Origin of the sequence: Methyloferula stellata AR4 (assembly GCF_000385335.1) — a bacterium.
Lineage (GTDB): Bacteria > Pseudomonadota > Alphaproteobacteria > Rhizobiales > Beijerinckiaceae > Methyloferula > Methyloferula stellata.
The window spans coordinates 1,454,692-1,472,460 of the sequence record NZ_ARWA01000001.1 but is presented as its reverse complement, the minus strand read 5'-3'; the positions used below and the strand labels follow the sequence as shown (position 1 = coordinate 1,472,460).

The window sequence follows — 17,769 nt, the reverse complement described above, 5'->3', positions numbered from 1 at the left end:
GTTTGGCAGTTCGAAGTTTCATCGCCGCAGCTTCGTTGCTGTACGGCGGGACTTTTATTCGCCGCAGCGGCTCCATTGCCGCTTGGCCCGGATCTGGATGTCATGCCGCGGCATCGTTGCCATGCGGCCCGGATCTGGGTTGCTTCCGAAGCGGCCTCTTTGCCACCCGGTTCAGTCGACGAGGTTCACCGCATCGCAGACTGATGGCGGCACACTCGAATCTATATGAAATTTATATGCATGCAGCAAAAAAATATACGAGATTCCTATATGTATAAATGCAGATAGGGACGATCGCGCCCTATGCGGCCGCACGTTTAAAATCATTCCGCCCGAATGGAATTGCTTCAAAATATGATTGGGTTGGCGGGGCACAGTCTCTTTTTTAACGCGCCTCAACGAAAAATCCCGAAAAGCCGGATGGCTCTTCGGGATTTGGTTTCAACGCGCCTTGACGCTGGCATACCGATATTCAGAAATGCCAGATCAAATCGCCTGAAGTGACGACCGCCCAGCTCCGATTGGGCGCGATGCCCGCGGCGGAATTGCCGTTAAAGGCCGGAGCTTCGAACGACCTATAATAAACTACCTCAGGCCGGATTTCGACTTGTGGCGAGAACCAATGCTGCCAGCCGAGCCCGGTTTCGAAGTAGCTTGTGGCGATACCCGTGCGTTGACCCTCCAGGTCATTATAGAACTCGGCGCGCAGCGAGATATTGTCCAACGGCTCCGGGCTATAGTTCAAGTAAGTCAGGAACGTGTAGGTGCGTGTCGTGCATGTCAGCGTCACGGTGTTTTTGCACTGGGCCGCATTCGGTGCATTGAAGTTGATTCCATTGAACGCCGATCCTGTTGAGAACGGAGTGCCGCCGTTAGCGACAGCCGCGGCCGCGATCGGGTTGTTCAAATTGGGGACGTTGTGTTGGCCGAGCTCATAAGTTTCGAAGGATATGTGCCAATGCTCATCGAACTTGTGATAATAGGTCAGGCCATACCATTGCAGGTTGTTGTAACCCCATGTGCCGCTGTTCTCCGCATCGGCACAGAGATAGACGTTGTCATTGCCCGCGTCGGTTTGATAGCGGATACACCCGGTGACGGAGGGAATGGCGCCTGGGTCTTTGAGATAACTCGTGCCCGGGAAAAGCGGGTTCGGGTCCGGATTGACAAGCCTCTTGCCGGCATTCCACGGCATCGTATCGCTGCCGACCGACACACCCAATTGCAGAAACAGATTTTTCGTGGCCGCAAGCGTGGCTTGGACACCTGTGTTGGTGTAATTGTCGAAATTATAGGCGAACGAGTGCGTGTACATATAATTGTTGGGCGCAAGCTGCGCCTCGATGTCGGGCAGAGAGATGTAGCGACCTGCCCGAATAATCAGCCCTTCTGCAAGTTGCGGAATGAAGAGTTCGCCATAGACCATCGGCGCGTCATATCCATAGACGCGATTGTGCGTCAGCAGCTGATAGCTCCAAGCACCATAGGCGGTCGTGTACCGATAATTTTCGCCGTAAAGTCCGGAAACTCGAAAGCCCCAATCGATGTGGTCCTTTTGTACCGTATCGGGCACACGTTCGACATAGACTACAAACTGATCGAGCGTCACGGTGTTCGGCGTATAGTCATAGCCGGCAGGTGCATTGCCGCCAGGTCGTCTCGTATTGGAGCTGGCATTGCCACCGACATCCGCCCAACCATAGATCTGGATGTGCTGGTCGCTCAGCCAGTTGCCCACCGCGGTCGGACCGAGGGCGGTCATTAATGGACTGTCGACCGAATTTGGCCGCGACACGCCGAGCGAAGTGGTACCACCGTAAGGCCATTCGGTGAAGGGCATCGGAGGCGTCGTCTCTGGAGTCACAGGCCAATAGTCGCGCCGGGACGGCGGGGCTGGTGGCGCCTTCGGATCAACCGGCGCCGTGGCCAATCCCCATTCAACGTCATAAGCATGATAAAGCCGTGCGAAGAAGTTATCGTCGGCAGGTGTACCTGCTGCAAAGATCGGCGCGGGTGTCACCGCGACGCCGAGATCGGCTGCGTGACCCGCCCCATTTGCGAGTAACGCTATGGCGCTCAGGCCCCCTAAAAATATCTTCTTCACTTTCCCGCCCCCTTTTCAAACACGATCAAGCCCGCAGCTCGATCGCGGCACCCGCATCACACGCACCGAGTGATGGAAAGCTGCTGCGGTTCATGTGCTGATAAATCGAACACCAGTTCATGCCCGCACTTTTGATGTTACGTACGGCAAAGCTTGCCGACGCAACTGACGGAGCCCCCTCCGCCGAACCGCTGCCTTCATGCATCCCTCGGTGCCGGCTCCGAGTCGCAAAAAGCGCATATAGGTTCCAGAAAGGTGTTCCATGGCGGGCATAACAATTCCATATAAACCTCTCGGGACGCCGAATACGCACAGCGGAAAAGTTCGCCCGTGTGACAAGTTTATCTCACGAGATTTTCTCTCGTATTTTCTGTCATCCAATCGAGGTAGAAGACGTTTGCATGGCCCAAAGACCGAAACTTTACCTTGCAGGTCCCGACGTGTTTCTGCCCAACGCGGCCGAAATCGGCCAGCGTAAAAAGGACCTCTGCGAAAGCTTCGGCTTCGAAGGTCTCTATCCGCTCGACAATGAAGCGATGCAGGGATTCTCGGAAGAACGCCGCGATGCTTTCATTTATCGCGCGAATGTCGGCATGATCCATGATGCCGACGCGGGCATCGTGAACCTGACGCCGTTTCGCGGCGTCTCCGCTGACGTGGGCACGGCCTTCGAGCTTGGTCTGCTCACTGGGCTTAACCGACCTGTCTTCGCCTATAGCAATGATGCCGAAACTTTACTCGAACGCACGAAGCGCAACGGCATGGCCACATATGATTCCGCGACATCGTCATGGCGCGATCCGCATGGCCTGCTGATCGAAGATTTCGGCAATGCCGATACTTTGATGCTGACGGAAGCCTTGACGGCGCAAGGCGGTGTGCTCATCCGCATCGACGCGCAAGGCCGCCTCGACGAGTTTGCCGGGTTTATTGCCTGTCTCGAAGAAGCGCAGAAATATTTCTCAGGCTAACGTGCGCCCGAGAAAATCCGGCAAGAACGCGCCTTAACCCGCGTGTCTCATTTCGAACAGAGACGCCTGCACGGACGCTGGCGCATGACCGGCTTCGCTCCGATGCGCCTGCAAAAGATCGGCGATCGCCGCCTTCGCCGCCAGACACAGGCTCTTGCGGTCGCTGCCGCGCTCATAGGCGAGCGGCTTGCCGAAGACGACATTCACGCGCAAAGGCGCGCCGCGCAGGATCTCCCAAAGATGCGGCAGCAGAGTCGCATCGCCGGTCCAGACAGCGTGCGGCGAGGAATAAAAAATCGCCGTGGGCTGGATGAAAACGCTATCGGTGCCGGGATCGCAGGCAAGCAGGTCCCGCGCGGCGGCGACATGCGAGGAATGAAATTTGCCGAGCGCAACGCCATCGCAGGTCGTGGCTTCGGGAAACAGAATCACGCTGCGTTTCTCACTCATCCGCTCCGCCATCGCACGATTGGCGCCCGGGATGCTGCGGCGGCGCTTGCGATCGACAAAGACGGTGCGCTGCGCTTTCGCAAAGGAAGCAATGATCGGCCAGGTCGAGACTTCGCGCTTGGCCAGGAAACACACGGGCTCGACGGCACCGAAGACGAGAATATCGATCCATGACACATGATTGGCAAGGATCAGACGCGGCCGCTCTCGCGACGGCTCACCGATGCAGTCGGTCTCGACCCGCAGTAGGAACAGCAACGCCCTGCAGAGCGCCAACTGCCCGAGCGCCGCGACTGGCAGGTTGAGGCGGACTGCGATGATCTGGAACGGCGTGACGACGACGAAAAAGAACAGCAGGGTCGCCACAATGAAGCCGGCACGAAGATAGGCCATTATCTTCCATTAGGATCGAGTCACAGAATCGCTATAAATCCGGTATGTTTCAACAAGATGAAATCTGCACTTGGCAGCGCTGTCACGGAAACGTGATATCATTTTCGTATGAAAAAGAAACGATTCTCAGAGTCTGAAGATATGGAACGCACAGATCTTAGCACGCCGTTCGGCCTTCCTCGCGCGCCAGACGCTTCCCTCGAATCAGGCCTCGCCCAAAACACATTACCCAATGTCCTAGAGCGGCTTGGTCCTTTCGAGCTGCGGCTCTCTTCTAGCGAGAAAGAGCTGAAGAAGATTCAGGGACTGCGCTTCAAAGTCTTCTATAAGGAAGGCCATGCGATCGCAGATCGGCTTTCGGCCATTCTGCGGCGCGACATTTGTCCCTTCGACTCCGTTTGCGACCATCTTTATGTCGTCGATACCGAAGCCAAGACCAGGCATGGATCGAAAAAGGCGAAAGTGGTCGGCACCTACCGGCTGCTGCGCGGCGACATCGCGGCGCGCCACAGCGGCTTCTACAGCCAAAGCGAATTCGATCTTGCTCCGATCATCGCGCGGCATCCCGAAACGCGCCTGCTCGAACTCGGCCGCTCCTGCGTTCATTCGGATTACCGGGCAAAGCGCGTCATCGAACTTTTGTGGCGCGGGCTTTGGCTTTACGCGAAGCATCACCGCATCGACGTGATGATCGGCTGCGCGAGTCTGCCGACCATGGATGCGGAGCTAGCCTCTGGACCGCTCGCCACCCTGCAGCGTCACGCCAGCCTGCCCGCCGATTGGCAGGTTACGCCGCTGGCCGGCCGCGAAGCCAATATTTCGTCGCTCGATGATGCCGCTCAGGACGATCGATTGATGCTCGCCAACCTGCCGCCGCTGCTCAAGGCCTATCTCCGCGCCGGGGCGCGGTTCAGCAGCGGCGCCGTGCTCGACCGGCAATTCGGGACGATCGATGTTTTCGCGGTCATGCCGATGAGCGAGATCGACAAACGCTATTTGGCGCATTTCGGCGCAGACTGCGGGCTCGCCAGCGGCGAGGTGGCTTAAGGGCTCGCCACGAGTCGTAAAAAACCTCATGCTGAGGAGGTCCATAAGGGCCGTCTCGAAGCACGCAGTTTTTAAAGCACGTCTCGCCCTCGTCCTTCGAGCCGCACGCTGCGCGTGCTCCTCAGGATGAGGGCTTTCAATCGAAATCACCAGCCAGCTCGGTCCGCACATTTTCGGGCAGGACCGCCATATGGCTGTAATTGGGATGCCCGAGCCCCAAGATCACCTGTGCGCCCGGTGTGCGGAAAGCCGCGATCAGCGCCGGCGTGAAGGGAAAATGCACGAATTGGACGGAAGAGGCCTTGCCGTCTTCCCGCGTGCGATCCTGATCGACTTCGGCGACAGCCGCGATCCGATCCGGACCGATCGTGATAAAGGCCGTGTTCTCGATTCCGCCGAGTGTCGCCAACGCACGCGCGCGGCGATCCGGATCATTGATCTCGATCATGAAGGTCGCGACCAATTCCTGACCTTTGGGGATCAACGGATTATAGGCGGCAAGCTCGTCCTTGATCTGCTCGGGGCCGCCCTTTTCGATATAGACCATCTCGTGGACCTGCATCCACATCGTGTCGTAATTCTCGAAATAGAAGGTGACATAGGGCCCGACCTCGATGCGCCGGTCGCGCTTGCGTTCGGAGATTTTGCGGCGGCTTTCGTCGCGGATCTTCCCATATTCCGGAATCGGCAGAATATCTTCGGCCGTCAGTGCATGTTTCGATCCCATGATCCATCCGTTCAGTGTGCGAACCTTCTCCCTGTGGGAGAAGGTGGCCCGACGAAGTCGGGTCGGATGAGGGGTTACAGCCCCTCAATGTTAAGATCGTAACCCCTCACCCGGTCAGCTCCGCTGACCACCCTCTCCCTCTGGAAGAAGGTTTGCTCTAACCTACGCGTTCCTTCCATAGGCGCGTGCGATGTATTGGATCGGATGCGCAAGCAGTGTCGGCTTTGGATTAGAGCCGCCGAGTTTCTCCACGCCTTGCGCGATATGAAGCCCCGCGAGCGGACATTCTGAGCTGACGAAGGTTTTCGCGTTTTCATCGACCTGACGCGCCACCGGCGCGCCGACCTTCAGCGCCGTCTTGAAATTTTCCTTCTTATAGCCCCAGGACCCGCCATGGCCCGAGCAGCGCTCGATCACCGAGACCGCGGCGCCGGGCACGAGGCGCAGCATTTCAGCCGCCTTCTGCCCCATGTTCTGAGCCCGCGAATGGCAGGACATATGAAGCGAAATGCCGCCGTCGACCGCCTGCAGGCCGGGCGCCATTCCTTCTTTCCTGCCGATGTCGACGACATATTCGCTCAAGTCGAACGTTGATTTCGACAGAAGCTTCACATCCTCGTTTTGCGGCAGGATCAAAGGCCATTCGAATTTCAGCATCAAGGCGCAGGATGGTACAAGCGCGATAATGTCATAGCCCTTTTCGATCCAGGGCCGCATCTCGGCGGCAACGGTCTTCGCGCCTTTGGCGACCTCTTCGATCAGGCCTTGTTCCAGCATCGGCATGCCGCAACACTGCGGATAGACTACCTCGGTCGCGACGCCGTTTTTAGCGAGCACGGCCTGCGCCGCGAGACCGATATCGGGATTATGATAATCGACGAAGCAGGTCGCATAGATGACAGCCTTGCGGCCGAAGGCCGGCGCCGTAGGGTCAACGACGGGAGGATTCTCTTTGGTCCGCGCTTCGAAACTCTTGCCCGCATATTTCGGCAGATCCGCGTCGCGATCGAGGCCGGCGAATTTTTCGAGCAGGCCGCGCATGGTTTGATTGGCCTTGTCCATCGCCCAATTGGCGAGCGGCGCCACAAAGCCAGCGATCTTGCCGTTGCGGTCGGTCTTGGCCAATTCGCGATCGGTGAGCGGGATCTGCCCTTTCTTCGCTTCGACGGCGCGATAGCGCAGCATCAGATGCGGAAAATCGAGATTCCATTCGTGCGGCGGCACGTAGGGGCATTTCGTCATGAAGCACATGTCGCAGAGCGTGCAAGCCTCGACGACCGGCTTGAAATCCTTGCTGTCGACCGAATCGAGTTCGGCTGTCTTCGACTCGTCGATGAGATCGAACAGGCGCGGGAAGGAATCGCAAAGATTGAAACAGCGCCGGCAGGTGTGACAAATGTCGAAGACGCGCCGCATCTCGGCGTCGAGCTTCGCTTCGTCGTAAAAATCCGGATTTTGCCAATCGAGCGGATGCCGTATCGGCGCAGCGAGGCTGCCTTCCTTCATGATGCGATCTTCTTGGTTGTTGCGATTAAAGAACGTGAAGGGAAAAGAGCGGCCCGGCCGATTGCACGGCCGGGCCCGTTGGATTAGGCGACCTTCAGCTCGTCGAGAGCCTTCTGGAAGCGGCCGGCATGCGAACGCTCGGCCTTGGCCAGCGTCTCGAACCAATCGGCGATTTCGCCGAAGCCTTCTTCGCGGGCGGTGCGGGCCATGCCAGGATACATGTCGGTATATTCGTGCGTCTCACCGGCGACGGCAGCGCCGAGATTGCTCGAGGTCGGGCCGATCGGCAGACCGGTGGCCGGATCGCCGACCTTCTCAAGGAACTCGAGATGGCCGTGGGCGTGGCCGGTCTCGCCTTCCGCGGTCGAACGGAAAACAGCCGCAACATCATTATAGCCTTCGACATCGGCCTTTTGTGCGAAATACAGATAACGGCGATTGGCTTGCGATTCGCCAGCAAATGCCGCTTTCAGATTGCCTTCCGTTTGGCTACCTTTGAGCTCAGCCATGGTACCACTCCCTTGGACATAGAGGACTTTGAAATTAAGGACTCGGACGGTGAGGACATAAACCGGCGCCGCGACCCGATGGGCCGCTAAGGTGTCGGCTTAGAATTAGTCTAAATATAGCAAAGAGTGGCGTCAATCCCGTTTATTAGAGCGATTTAACTTTTGCTCAAGTCTCCGTGGCGAAAGGTCTTTTCGCGTTTCGGCGAAAGCCGCACGGCAGGCCGACATCGTCCCGAAACGAAAGCATTGCCGGGCTGTCGCGGCAATTTGGCTCCTTTCGGGGAATGGCCAGTCCAACGCTTGACGCAACCTTGCCCGCGCGGCAGGTTCGCCCGCATCCAAGCGGCATCGACGTCCTCAGTCGTCGGAAAGCGTGTCGCGAATATTTCCTCGTCGAACCCATTTGAGCGCCTTGACCGGTTTTCCCACCCCCGGAACCTTTGTCGTCGCGACGGATCCACTATCGCCGCCGCCGGGGCTCGACGGCGCGGTTGTCGCGCTCGGCAATTTCGATGGCGTGCATCGCGGCCATAAAGCAGTCATCGCGCGCGCTTTGGCCATAGCGCATCGGCTTCAACGCCCCTGCGCGGTTTTAACCTTCGAGCCGCATCCGGCCGATTTCTTCAACGGCGCGCATACGATTTTCCGTCTGACGCCGCAGGAAGCCAAGATCGTGACGCTCGCCGCGCTCGGTCTCGACGGCATGATCGTTTTCACCTTCGACGCGGCTCTGTCCGGCCTCCCGGCCGAGGATTTCGTGACGGATATTTTGATCCGGCGTCTGGCCATCAAGGCGGTTGTGGCGGGCTACGACTTTCATTTCGGCAAGGGCCGGTCGGGAACGCCCGCCTTTCTGAAAGAGGCCGGCGTGCGGCATGGGTTCGAGGTCGAAATCGTCGAGCGCATCACCGCCGATGCGGATGGCTCAATCGAAGCGGCCTCCTCGACGGCGACGCGCGCGGCGCTGGAGCAAGGCGATGTCGCGCGTGCGCGCCATTTGCTCGGACATCCTTACGTGATCATCGGCACGGTCACTGAGGGCCAAAAGCTTGGACGGACCATAGGTTTCCCGACGGCGAATATCGTACCCGAGCCAAGCTGCCGGCTGCGGCACGGCGTCTATGCCGTACGCGTCACGGTGGCTGAGAGCATTTATGATGGCGTCGCCAATTACGGGCGGCGTCCGACCGTCGGCGAAGGCCCGGCGCTTTTGGAAGTCTTTCTGTTCGATTTCTCGGGCGATCTTTATGGCCAGACGATCGAAGTGGATTTCATCGGCTTCATCCGCGGCGAGGAGAAATTCGCCTCGCTCGAGGCTCTGACGGCGCAGATCGGCAAGGACGCAGCGCAGGCGAAGGACTTGCTCAAGCAATAGTTGGTTTTAAAAATCCCTCGCCCTTCGAGACGCGCGCCATGCGCGCTCCTCAGGGTGAGGGATTTAAAGCAACGCTGTCCCCCTCATGCTGAAGAGCGCTCCGTCAGGAGCGCGTCTCGAAGCATCGAAGGGCGAGGGCGGCACTAAGAACTCAAATCAGCTTCACGAGCTGCTTGCCGAAATTCTTGCCCTGCAACATCCCGATGAAAGCTTCGGGCGCGGCTTCCAAACCCTCCTCAACGGTCTCCGTCCATCCGAGCCTGCCGTCTTCGAAATAATCGGCGAGTTCGTCGATCGCCTGCGGCCAGAGTGCGCGATGATCGGTGATGACGAAGCCTTCGATGCGGGCACGCCGGTCGAGAATGATCTTGAGATCGCGCAGCGGCGTCGGCGTCGCGCCGTCATAGCCCGACGCAACGAGACCGCAGATCGCGATGCGCGAAAAATCCCGCAGCCGTTCGAGACACAGCGCCAAAGGCTTGCCGCCGACATTTTCAAACACGCAATCCACGCCGTCTGGCAGAGCCGCAGCGAGCCGCGCCTCGAAATCGGGCGCGCGATGATCGATACACAGATCGTAGCCCAGCACCTCCACAGCAAAACGGCATTTCGCTTCGCCGCCCGCGATGCCGATGACGCGCGCGCCAGCCATTTTGGCGAGCTGCCCTGCAACGGAGCCCACCGCGCCCGTCGCCGCTGAGACGGTGACCACCTCGCCCGGTTTCGGCGCAAGGATGGCGTTGATCCCATACCAGGCGGTGATGCCCGGCATGCCAAGAAGCCCGAGAAAAGCCTGGACCGGAATATGCGGCCTTGTGATTTTGCGTAGGCCCTGCCCTGTCGAGCGCGCATAAAGCTGCCAGCCGCCCATGCCCACGACCATATCGCCGACGGCGAAGGCAGGATTTTGCGAGGCGACCACTTCGCCGACCGTCCCGCCGATCATGATGGCATCGAGCTTCTGCGGCTCGGCGTAGGATTTCGCCGCGTTCATGCGTCCGCGCATATAGGGATCGAGCGACAGATAATGATGTCGCACGATCACTTCGCCCCCAGCCGGTTCCGCCACCTCGGAGGTGACAAGCCGGAAATTCTCCGGCCGCGGCGCACCCTCGGGCCGCGACGCAAGCACAAAACCTTTGTTGAGAAACATATATCTTACTCGACGAGGAGCGGCATCGGGTCCAACAGGATCTCGGTGAAATGGCGCGCCCGCAATGCCTTATCGAGCGCCGGCTGCGGAAGCTTTGCGCCAGTAAACAAAGCGCGATGCGACAAAGACGTCGCCGCTTGCGGCGACGCGAAGCCCAAATCCTCTCTCAGCACATGATCGACGCGGCGCGCGATCGCGGGCGCCGGATCGATCCAATCGACCGGCCAGGGCGCCAGACGCGCGAACTCGGCGAGGAGCAAAGGATAATGCGTGCAGGCGAGCACGATGCAATCGGTGCGCTTGCCCTCAGCCTCGATGAAACAAGGCGCGATCTCGCGCAGGATCTCAGCGTCCGAGACAGGCTCGCCCTTCATATAGGCTTCGGCCAGGCTTGCGAGATCGCGCGAACCGACCAGCGTGACCTCACAATGCGCCGCATAGGTGCGGACAAGGTCGTGGGTATAGTCCCGCGCGACCGTGCCCGGCGTCGCGAGGACCGAGATCATATGCGAGCGCGATTGCGCCGCCGCCGGTTTGACGGCGGGCACGGTGCCGACGAAAGGCAATTTCGGATAGGCTGAGCGCAGATGCGGCAGGACAAGGGTCGATGCCGTATTGCAGGCGACGACCACCACATCGGGCGCTGTGCTGGCGATCAGCCGCTCCATGACGGCCATCACCCGCGCGATCAATTGTGTCTCGCCGAGCCGGCCGTAAGGAAAACCGGCGTCGTCGGCGGCATAGAAGAACCGCGCGTCCGGCCGCAATAAGACGGTCTCTGCGAAGACGGTCAGGCCGCCAAGGCCCGAATCAAAGACGAGGATTTTGGGCACATCGGACATATTAAAGAACAAACGGCTCCTGAAAAGGCCATTGGCCGGGGCAAATCATATCACGCGCCATCTTTTGCCTGACGCACGATCCAACCGAAACGTCTGCAACCTTTCGGCATCATCCGTTCATAGCGCGTTACCAGCATAAGATCGATCTTCGCGGCCTCAATGGGGCGGATTGGCCGATCATCGCCTGCAACTCCTGTTTTCGCGGAGCCAATAGCCGTCTTGCGCGTTGGGGCAGGATCGCCGGAGAACAGCCGTGGAACAACGCGCCGCAAAAATGCATCAAGAGACAGACGAGACCCAAGATACGGTCGAAACCAAGGTCCCGGCCCGGCTCGACCGGCTGCCTTTCGGCCGTTTCCATTTGCATGTCATCATCGCGCTTGGAATCACCTGGATTCTCGACGGGCTCGAAGTAACGCTCGCAGGTTCCATGGCCGGCGCCTTGAAAGCGAGCCCCTATCTTCGCATGACTGATAGAGACGTCGGGCTCGCGGGCAGCGCCTATCTTGTCGGCGCCGTGCTCGGCGCGCTCGTCTTCGGCTGGGCGACGGATCGCTTGGGCCGCAAATTGCTCTTCTTCGTGACGCTCGGCCTTTATGTCGTGTCGGCGGCGGCAACAGCCGCCTCCTGGGATTTCGCGAGCTTCTGCGTTTTCCGGTTTCTGACAGGCGCCGGAATCGGCGGCGAATATAGCGCGGTCAATTCGACGATACAGGAATTGATCCCGGCGCGCTTTCGCGGCCAGACCGATATTGCGATCAACGGCTCATTCTGGATCGGCGGCGGCCTTGGCGCGGCAGGCTCGATCGTGCTCCTCGATCCCGCCTATATCAATGTCGAATTCGGCTGGCGGCTGGCCTTTCTGATCGGCGCCACGCTTGGGCTGTTCATCCTGCTTCTGCGCGCCTCGATCCCCGAAAGTCCGCGCTGGCTCGTCATCCACGGAAAAGAAAAAGAGGCCGAAAAGATCGCGTCTGACATCGAAAAACTATTCGAAGAACGCGGCGCCAAGCTCGAGGATCCCTCCAAGCTGAAACCGATGAAGATCAGGCCTCGCAAATACACGCCGCTGAAAGAAGTCTTCACCACCTTGTTCGTGGCCAATCGCCAGCGCGCGCTTGTCGGCCTCTTGCTCATGGGCTCGCAGGCCTTTTTCTATAATGCGATCTTCTTCACTTACGCGCTTGTGCTGGAGGATTTCTATCAGATCAAATCCCAACATGTCGGCTGGTACATCCTGCCTTTCGCGCTCGGCAATGTGCTCGGGCCTTTGTGCCTCGGACATTTCTTCGATACCATTGGACGCAAGAAGATGATCGCATTCACTTATGCGACGTCCGGGATTCTGCTCGCGGCGACCGGCGCGGCTTTCGCCGCCGATCTGCTGACGGCCACGCAGCAGACGATTGCCTGGAGCGTGATCTTCTTTTTCGCGTCGGCCGCCGCCGGCTCGGCCTATCTCACCGTCAGCGAGACCTTTCCGGTCGAGATCCGGGCGCTCGCCATCGCGGTTTTTTATGCGGCCGGTACGGCCTTGGGCGGCGTGCTGGCGCCCTCTTTCTTCGGGCTTTTGATCTCGACGGGATCGCGCGGCTGGGTTTTCTTCGGTTATCTTGTCGGCGCGGGACTGATGATATTCGCAGCCGTGGTGCAGGCGATCTGGGGCGTAGCGGCGGAGGGAAAGCCGCTGGAATCGGTCGCAAAGCCGCTCTCGTCGGCGTGAGTGTTTGCAGGCGTAGGAAAACGATTTCAGGCGCCCTCGTCCTTCGAGACGCGAGCTTCGCTCGCCCTCAGGATGAGGGCTAGATGCTGGATGCCTCAGTAGCCCTCATCCTGAGGAGCGCGAAGCGCGTCTCGAAGGACGAGGGCGTTCGAACGTGCTAGAAGCCCCGCGACGACACTGACAAGGCCTCACATGCAAATTCGCATCATCGACAAAGGCGCGGGCCGACTCGCGGAGGCTCTGACGCAAGCGCCGATCTCCCTAGCGCTTAAAGGTGCCATCCTTGGTCAGCTCTTGAACCAGCGCCTTCTCGATTCCGGCGGCGACGGCATCTTCGAGGCGCACCCGCAAGCCGCATCCGGAACAGACGATTACATCGTCGAGCTTCGGCTCGGGCAGGCCGGAGAAGTCTTTGTGACCGCATTGCGGACATTCGGCCCGGATGTCATCTAGGAAGTTCGAGGTCATGGATCGGCTGGCTCTTTGGTGTCAGCCGGCTTTTTGCGCTTTTCCGCCTCAGTGCGCGGCCCCTCGACGAGCCGCACGATCAGGCCGCGCAGCGTCCGGACATCCTGCTCGGTCAGCCGCATCTTGTGAAAGATGTTGCGCAGATTGCGGCGCATCACCGGCAGCTTGCTCACCGGCCGGAAGAAGCCCGCACGCTCGGCCTCGGTCTCGAGATATTCGAAAAAGGACGTCACCATCTCGCGCGGCGCGGCGGGCCAGCGCTCGGGCTCGGTGAAAGGCGCTTTGGCTTCGGATGAGGCGCGCATCCACTCATAGCCGACGAGCAGAACCGATTGCGCCAGATTGAGCGAGGCATAGGCCGGGTTCACCGGAAAGGTGATGATCGCATCGGCCAGCATGATTTCGTCGTTCGACATGCCGGTGCGCTCCGGGCCGAAGAGCACGCCATGCTTTTCGCCCAGCGCCAATTGCGCGGCGGTTTCGGGCATGGCCTCTGCCGGCGTCAGCACGCGCTTTGCCTGCCCGCGCTCGCGCGCGGTCGTCGCCCAGACGAAATTCAAATCGGCGATGGCTTCTTCGACCGAGTCATAAAGTTTCGCCGCATCGAGCAGATGCACGGCGCCGGCCGCCGCCGCATTGGCGCCCTTCTTCAAGGCACCGGTACGCGGCCAGCCTTCGCGCGGCGAGACAAGCCGAAAATCGCTGAGGCCGAAATTTGCCATGGCCCGCGCGCACATGCCGATGTTCACGGCAAGTTGCGGACGCACGAGAATGATGGCGGGGCCGCCCTCAAGACTTTTCTTGGAATGATCCGTTCCGGCGCCGGTCATGACTATTTGTTTTGAAACATGGAGATTAATCCGCCATCGGCCGAAGCTTATAGGATTTGCTTCGTCTTTTGAACATGAGATCCCAAAGCGCATCTTCTCCGATCACCCGGCCGATTTCGCGAAACGCGAAAAAGGGGGCGAGCGAGACGAACAAGATCGCAACCACGCATAGCCAGCCTTTCAATGTGCCGCCACCGATTTGCGGAACACTTTCCGCGGCGCTTTTACCGTGCCACAGCCCCAGGAGCACGCTTTCGGCCACATGAAAGGCAATGAACAGGACAGAGAAGGCCAGCGCCTTGTAGAGGATCGGATAGATCAGCGGCCTGTCTTTGAACCGGTCCGCAAAACTCATATCCTCGGCAACCAACAAAACCTTCGCCATGACCAGCGCATTGATGATCGCGAAACCATGAGTCGCGAAATTAATGTGCTCCCGTCCGAGAATAACGGTTTCATCGAGCACATATAATCCGAAGACCACATAGAGATATAGAACCATGATAAGGAGGCGCTTGACCTCCCGGACCGCCTTGGCAATCGCTAGCTGCCGGCGTCGGCCCGGTATGACTTGCTCATCCATGTCATCGTCTCCCGATCCCGCCGGGGAAGTCTAGCCGAGTTCAGGCAAAATGTCCGGTCCGATAAGGCCCCGGCGCACGGCAGCCTAGCTCAGAGCCAGCCGTGTGACCTGCTCCAACGCCACATCGTCTATGCCCTTCAATTCGCCGCGCGCGAGCCTCTTGGGCGCCGCCACGACCATCAAACCCTCGATCTGCGCCGCGATCAGCGCGGCCCTGAGCTGGCAAGCCTGTTTCGGCAGGCCCGGGTTGATGTCGAAGATCATGTCCTCGATCTGCGCGCGCATACGGGCGTAGAAAATATCCATCATCTTTGCGATTGCACTGCTCTGATTGGCCATGGCCCACATTTCCAGAAGAAGCGAGCGCGAACGCGGTCTTTTATTCTCTTCGATCATGTACCTTATGGCATAGAGGAAGATCCCCATTTTATCTCCGGCATCGACGGGGATGCTCTTGCGGAATCGTTTCTCCCATCGATCGAAAATATATTCCGCGAGCTGCTCCATGAGCTGCTCTTTGCTCGCGAAATAATAGCTCACATTGCCGACGGTCATGCCTGTACGTTTGGCAATCGCCCGGAAGGACAGCGCCGAAAACCCTTCTTCGACGACGATATTCTTCGCGTCCTCAAGGATCATCGCGATGCGTTCGCCGCCCTTATCGGTCGTTGCCTTGGAAAATGCGTTTGCGTTCGTCATGAGACATGTCTTCGGCAACTGATGGCGTAGCGGCGCGAGCGATAAACACATTCATACACCAGCGCGGGCACGATATGTAGCGATAATTCCGAACGCCTGCGCATCATTTGTGCATCCGCAGATATTTCACATTTTGGACAGTCGTCCTATTTTATTTTCCGGCGGAAGCGATATCATCAACAGCGCCAATCAAGAAGCCTAGACAAGGCTTCGCATAACAAGATCAAAATCCGGAGGAGATACCGATGACCGTTCTCGATGAACCCGTGATCGTGCGAGGCGCATGCCCGCAGGACTGCCCCGATACATGCGCCTTTCTCTATCATGTCGAGGACGGCAAGCTTGTCGAGGTGACCGGCGATCCCGCACATCCGATGACGCGCGGCGGCCTTTGCGTGAAGCTCAAGGATTTCGCCGAGCATCACTATAATCCGGATCGCATTCTTTATCCGATGAGACGCGTCGGGCCGAAAGGCAGCGGGCAGTTCGAGCGCATGTCTTGGGACGAAGCGCTGGCCGAGATCAAAAGCCGTTGGACCCAAATCATCGATCAATATGGCGCCGAGGCGATCATGCCGCACGCCTATCTCGGTCATCAAGGCACGTTGAACGGGCTGACCGCGGGCGATGCCTTCTTCAACCGGCTCGGATCGACGGTCGCGGAAAAGACCTATTGCGAGTCGGGCTCTTCCACAGCTTGGCACATGACGGTCGGCGGCAGCGGCGGCCTCGATATCGAAAGCTTCGCCTACGCGAAATATATCATCGTGTGGGGCATGAACATGATCAGCACCAACCTGCATGGTTGGCCGTTCCTGCTCGAAGCACAAAAGAACGGTGCGAAAATCGTCGTGATCGACCCGGTCCGCACCCGCACCGCAAAGGCGGCCGATTGGCATATCGCGATCAAGCCCGGCACGGATGGCGCTTTGGCGCTCGGCATGATGAATGTCATCATCGGCGAGAACCTCGTCGATCAGGACTATGTCAAGAATTACACCGTCGGTTTCGAGGAGCTGAAGGAACGCGCGTCGCATTATCCGCCGGAGCGCGTCGCCGAGATCACCGGCATATCCGCCGATGATATCCGCAAGCTCGCGCGCGAATATGCGACGACACCGCCGGCCGCCATCCGGCAGGGCGTGGCGCTCGAACGAAGCCGCGGCGGCGGCCAGGCGATCCGCGCGATCACCTGTCTGCCCGCGCTGATCGGCGCCTGGCGTCATGTCGGCGGCGGCACGATGGAAATGCCGATCTGGGAGTTCCCGACGCTTTTCGACCGGATCTGCCGTCCCGATTGGATCAAGCCCGGCACGCGTGTCATTAACGAACTCAAACTCGGCGCCGCGCTGACCGGAGAAATGCCGCTCGACCCGCCGATCAAATCGCTCTTCGTCTATAATTCGAACCCGGTATCGCAGGCGCCGGCGCAAGCGAAGATCGTGCAAGGGTTGCTGCGCGAGGATCTGTTCACGGTCGTGAGCGAACTTTTCATCACGGATACGGCGCGCTACGCCGACATCCTTCTGCCAGCCACCATGCAGGCCGAACAGCTCGACATCATGGTGACCTGGGGGCATCTCTATTTGATGCTCAACATGCCGGCCATTCCGGCGCCCGGCGAATGCGTGCCCAATGTCGAGCTATTCAGGCGGCTCGCCAAGACCATGGGCTTCAAGGACGATTATTGGGACCGCACCGACGAGGAAATGCTGCGCGACTTCTACGACTGGAGCGCGCCGCAGCTCAAAGGCATTACGCTCGATCTCTTGAAAGAGCGCGGCTATATGCGGCTCAATGTCGGGATGCCGAACGAGCGAGCACCGCATGTGAAAGGCAACTTCCCGACGCCCTCCGGCAAATGCGAGTTCAAATCGAGCCTTGCGGAAAAGGGCAATTTCGTCATTCCGGTCTGGCGCTCGATGTATGACGGCTTCCAGCCCGGCGATCCGATCGATCCGCTGCCAGACTATATTCCGCCGCATGAGTCCAAGGCCTCCGCGCCCGAGCTGTCGCAGCGGTTTCCTTTGTCCATCGTCTCGCCGAAGCCGCATGCATTTCTCAATACGCAATATGCCAATGAGACGCCGAAGCAGCAGCGGCAGGGCCAGCAGAAGGTCTTCATACACCCAGGCGATGCCGCGGCCCGCGCCATCCATACCGGCGATCTGGTGCGCGTCTTCAACGACCGCGGCTCTTTTGAAGCGCCCGCCGAACTGACCGAGGATGTGATGCCGGGCCTTATCATGGCAAATGTCGGCTATTGGCTGAACGCGAACCGGTCGGACACGGCCGTCAATTCGATCAGCTCCGATGTGTCCTCGGAAATGGGGAATGCCGGGTCCTTTTCGGACAATCTTGTCGAAGTGGCGCATGCCGGCGCATAGCG

General features: G+C 59.2%; 16 protein-coding genes. 6 read left to right on the top strand and 10 right to left on the bottom strand.

Annotation, left to right across the window (positions count from 1 at the left end; all coding sequences use genetic code 11):
• Window positions 1–472: 472 nt before the first annotated feature.
• On the bottom strand, window positions 473–2,104 hold the full coding sequence (locus A3OQ_RS0107210; RefSeq protein ID WP_020174701.1) for an outer membrane beta-barrel protein: 1,632 nt from the start codon (window positions 2,102–2,104) through the stop codon (window positions 473–475).
• 401 nt (window positions 2,105–2,505) lie between these two features.
• Here A3OQ_RS0107210 and A3OQ_RS0107205 point away from each other — a divergent pair, with 401 nt between their 5' ends.
• The gene (locus A3OQ_RS0107205) at window positions 2,506–3,075 is read left to right on the top strand and encodes a nucleoside 2-deoxyribosyltransferase (protein ID WP_040579922.1); all 570 of its coding nucleotides are present in this window, start codon (window positions 2,506–2,508) and stop codon (window positions 3,073–3,075) included.
• A gap of 33 nt (window positions 3,076–3,108) precedes the next feature.
• Here A3OQ_RS0107205 and A3OQ_RS0107200 read toward each other — a convergent pair whose 3' ends face one another.
• On the bottom strand, window positions 3,109–3,918 hold the full coding sequence (locus A3OQ_RS0107200) for a lysophospholipid acyltransferase family protein (RefSeq protein ID WP_020174699.1): 810 nt from the start codon (window positions 3,916–3,918) through the stop codon (window positions 3,109–3,111).
• 141 nt (window positions 3,919–4,059) lie between these two features.
• Between A3OQ_RS0107200 and A3OQ_RS0107195 the strand changes: the two genes are divergently transcribed.
• Window positions 4,060–4,965, top strand: coding sequence for a GNAT family N-acetyltransferase (locus A3OQ_RS0107195; RefSeq protein ID WP_020174698.1), 906 nt, complete (start codon window positions 4,060–4,062; stop codon window positions 4,963–4,965).
• A 136-nt stretch (window positions 4,966–5,101) separates the two neighbouring features.
• Here the strand turns inward: A3OQ_RS0107195 and A3OQ_RS0107190 are convergent, their stop codons facing one another.
• The 3 genes from A3OQ_RS0107190 to A3OQ_RS0107180 form a co-directional block, all read right to left on the bottom strand.
• Window positions 5,102–5,692: a DUF3501 family protein gene (locus tag A3OQ_RS0107190; RefSeq protein ID WP_020174697.1), complete on the bottom strand. Its 591-nt coding sequence runs from the start codon at window positions 5,690–5,692 to the stop codon at window positions 5,102–5,104.
• Window positions 5,693–5,854: 162 nt separating this feature from the next.
• Window positions 5,855–7,198, bottom strand: coding sequence for a heterodisulfide reductase-related iron-sulfur binding cluster (locus tag A3OQ_RS0107185; RefSeq protein ID WP_020174696.1), 1,344 nt, complete (start codon window positions 7,196–7,198; stop codon window positions 5,855–5,857).
• A gap of 83 nt (window positions 7,199–7,281) precedes the next feature.
• Window positions 7,282–7,707: a rubrerythrin family protein gene (locus A3OQ_RS0107180; protein ID WP_020174695.1), complete on the bottom strand. Its 426-nt coding sequence runs from the start codon at window positions 7,705–7,707 to the stop codon at window positions 7,282–7,284.
• A gap of 403 nt (window positions 7,708–8,110) precedes the next feature.
• Here A3OQ_RS0107180 and A3OQ_RS0107175 point away from each other — a divergent pair, with 403 nt between their 5' ends.
• Complete coding sequence (locus A3OQ_RS0107175) at window positions 8,111–9,082, top strand: bifunctional riboflavin kinase/FAD synthetase (protein ID WP_020174694.1); 972 nt, start codon at window positions 8,111–8,113, stop codon at window positions 9,080–9,082.
• A 151-nt stretch (window positions 9,083–9,233) separates the two neighbouring features.
• Here A3OQ_RS0107175 and A3OQ_RS0107170 read toward each other — a convergent pair whose 3' ends face one another.
• Entirely contained in the window at window positions 9,234–10,235 is a 1,002-nt protein-coding gene (locus A3OQ_RS0107170; protein ID WP_020174693.1) for an NADP-dependent oxidoreductase, read from the bottom strand.
• 5 nt (window positions 10,236–10,240) lie between these two features.
• Window positions 10,241–11,077, bottom strand: a complete 837-nt coding sequence (gene murI / locus A3OQ_RS0107165) for a glutamate racemase (protein WP_040579919.1) — start codon at window positions 11,075–11,077, stop codon at window positions 10,241–10,243.
• Between the two features lie 274 nt (window positions 11,078–11,351).
• On the opposite strand from murI, the gene A3OQ_RS0107160 reads away from it, so the two are divergent.
• Window positions 11,352–12,800, top strand: a complete 1,449-nt coding sequence (locus A3OQ_RS0107160) for an MFS transporter (RefSeq protein WP_026595595.1) — start codon at window positions 11,352–11,354, stop codon at window positions 12,798–12,800.
• A gap of 192 nt (window positions 12,801–12,992) precedes the next feature.
• Window positions 12,993–13,253, top strand: coding sequence for a hypothetical protein (locus A3OQ_RS0107155; protein WP_020174689.1), 261 nt, complete (start codon window positions 12,993–12,995; stop codon window positions 13,251–13,253).
• An 11-nt stretch (window positions 13,254–13,264) separates the two neighbouring features.
• On the opposite strand, the gene A3OQ_RS0107150 is transcribed toward A3OQ_RS0107155, so the two are convergent.
• The 3 genes from A3OQ_RS0107150 to A3OQ_RS0107140 all read right to left on the bottom strand — a co-directional run bounded on the left by A3OQ_RS0107150 (window position 13,265) and on the right by A3OQ_RS0107140 (window position 15,380).
• Window positions 13,265–14,098: an RNA methyltransferase gene (locus tag A3OQ_RS0107150; RefSeq protein ID WP_020174688.1), complete on the bottom strand. Its 834-nt coding sequence runs from the start codon at window positions 14,096–14,098 to the stop codon at window positions 13,265–13,267.
• 25 nt (window positions 14,099–14,123) lie between these two features.
• Window positions 14,124–14,681 (bottom strand): hypothetical protein, encoded by a 558-nt coding sequence (locus tag A3OQ_RS0107145; protein WP_020174687.1) that lies wholly within the window; start codon window positions 14,679–14,681, stop codon window positions 14,124–14,126.
• A gap of 84 nt (window positions 14,682–14,765) precedes the next feature.
• Window positions 14,766–15,380 (bottom strand): TetR/AcrR family transcriptional regulator, encoded by a 615-nt coding sequence (locus A3OQ_RS0107140; protein ID WP_020174686.1) that lies wholly within the window; start codon window positions 15,378–15,380, stop codon window positions 14,766–14,768.
• Window positions 15,381–15,625: 245 nt separating this feature from the next.
• Here A3OQ_RS0107140 and A3OQ_RS0107135 point away from each other — a divergent pair, with 245 nt between their 5' ends.
• Window positions 15,626–17,767 (top strand): molybdopterin-containing oxidoreductase family protein, encoded by a 2,142-nt coding sequence (locus tag A3OQ_RS0107135; protein ID WP_020174685.1) that lies wholly within the window; start codon window positions 15,626–15,628, stop codon window positions 17,765–17,767.
• Window positions 17,768–17,769 lie beyond the last annotated feature (2 nt).

Bases quoted from the DNA above. Each gene is read 5' to 3' on its own strand.
- A3OQ_RS0107185 (WP_020174696.1), bottom strand. From the start codon at position 7,198: ATGAAGGAAGGCAGCCTCGCTGCGCCGATACGGCATCCGCTCGATTGG.
- A3OQ_RS0107190 (WP_020174697.1), bottom strand. From the start codon at position 5,692: ATGGGATCGAAACATGCACTGACGGCCGAAGATATTCTGCCGATTCCG.
- A3OQ_RS0107170 (WP_020174693.1), bottom strand. From the start codon at position 10,235: ATGTTTCTCAACAAAGGTTTTGTGCTTGCGTCGCGGCCCGAGGGTGCG.
- A3OQ_RS0107145 (WP_020174687.1), bottom strand. From the start codon at position 14,681: ATGGATGAGCAAGTCATACCGGGCCGACGCCGGCAGCTAGCGATTGCC.
- A3OQ_RS0107200 (WP_020174699.1), bottom strand. From the start codon at position 3,918: ATGGCCTATCTTCGTGCCGGCTTCATTGTGGCGACCCTGCTGTTCTTT.
- murI (WP_040579919.1), bottom strand. From the start codon at position 11,077: ATGTCCGATGTGCCCAAAATCCTCGTCTTTGATTCGGGCCTTGGCGGC.
- A3OQ_RS0107160 (WP_026595595.1), top strand. From the start codon at position 11,352: ATGCATCAAGAGACAGACGAGACCCAAGATACGGTCGAAACCAAGGTC.
- A3OQ_RS0107140 (WP_020174686.1), bottom strand. From the start codon at position 15,380: ATGACGAACGCAAACGCATTTTCCAAGGCAACGACCGATAAGGGCGGC.
- A3OQ_RS0107155 (WP_020174689.1), top strand. From the start codon at position 12,993: ATGCAAATTCGCATCATCGACAAAGGCGCGGGCCGACTCGCGGAGGCT.
- A3OQ_RS0107205 (WP_040579922.1), top strand. From the start codon at position 2,506: ATGGCCCAAAGACCGAAACTTTACCTTGCAGGTCCCGACGTGTTTCTG.
- A3OQ_RS0107195 (WP_020174698.1), top strand. From the start codon at position 4,060: ATGGAACGCACAGATCTTAGCACGCCGTTCGGCCTTCCTCGCGCGCCA.
- A3OQ_RS0107180 (WP_020174695.1), bottom strand. From the start codon at position 7,707: ATGGCTGAGCTCAAAGGTAGCCAAACGGAAGGCAATCTGAAAGCGGCA.
- A3OQ_RS0107150 (WP_020174688.1), bottom strand. From the start codon at position 14,098: ATGACCGGCGCCGGAACGGATCATTCCAAGAAAAGTCTTGAGGGCGGC.
- A3OQ_RS0107135 (WP_020174685.1), top strand. From the start codon at position 15,626: ATGACCGTTCTCGATGAACCCGTGATCGTGCGAGGCGCATGCCCGCAG.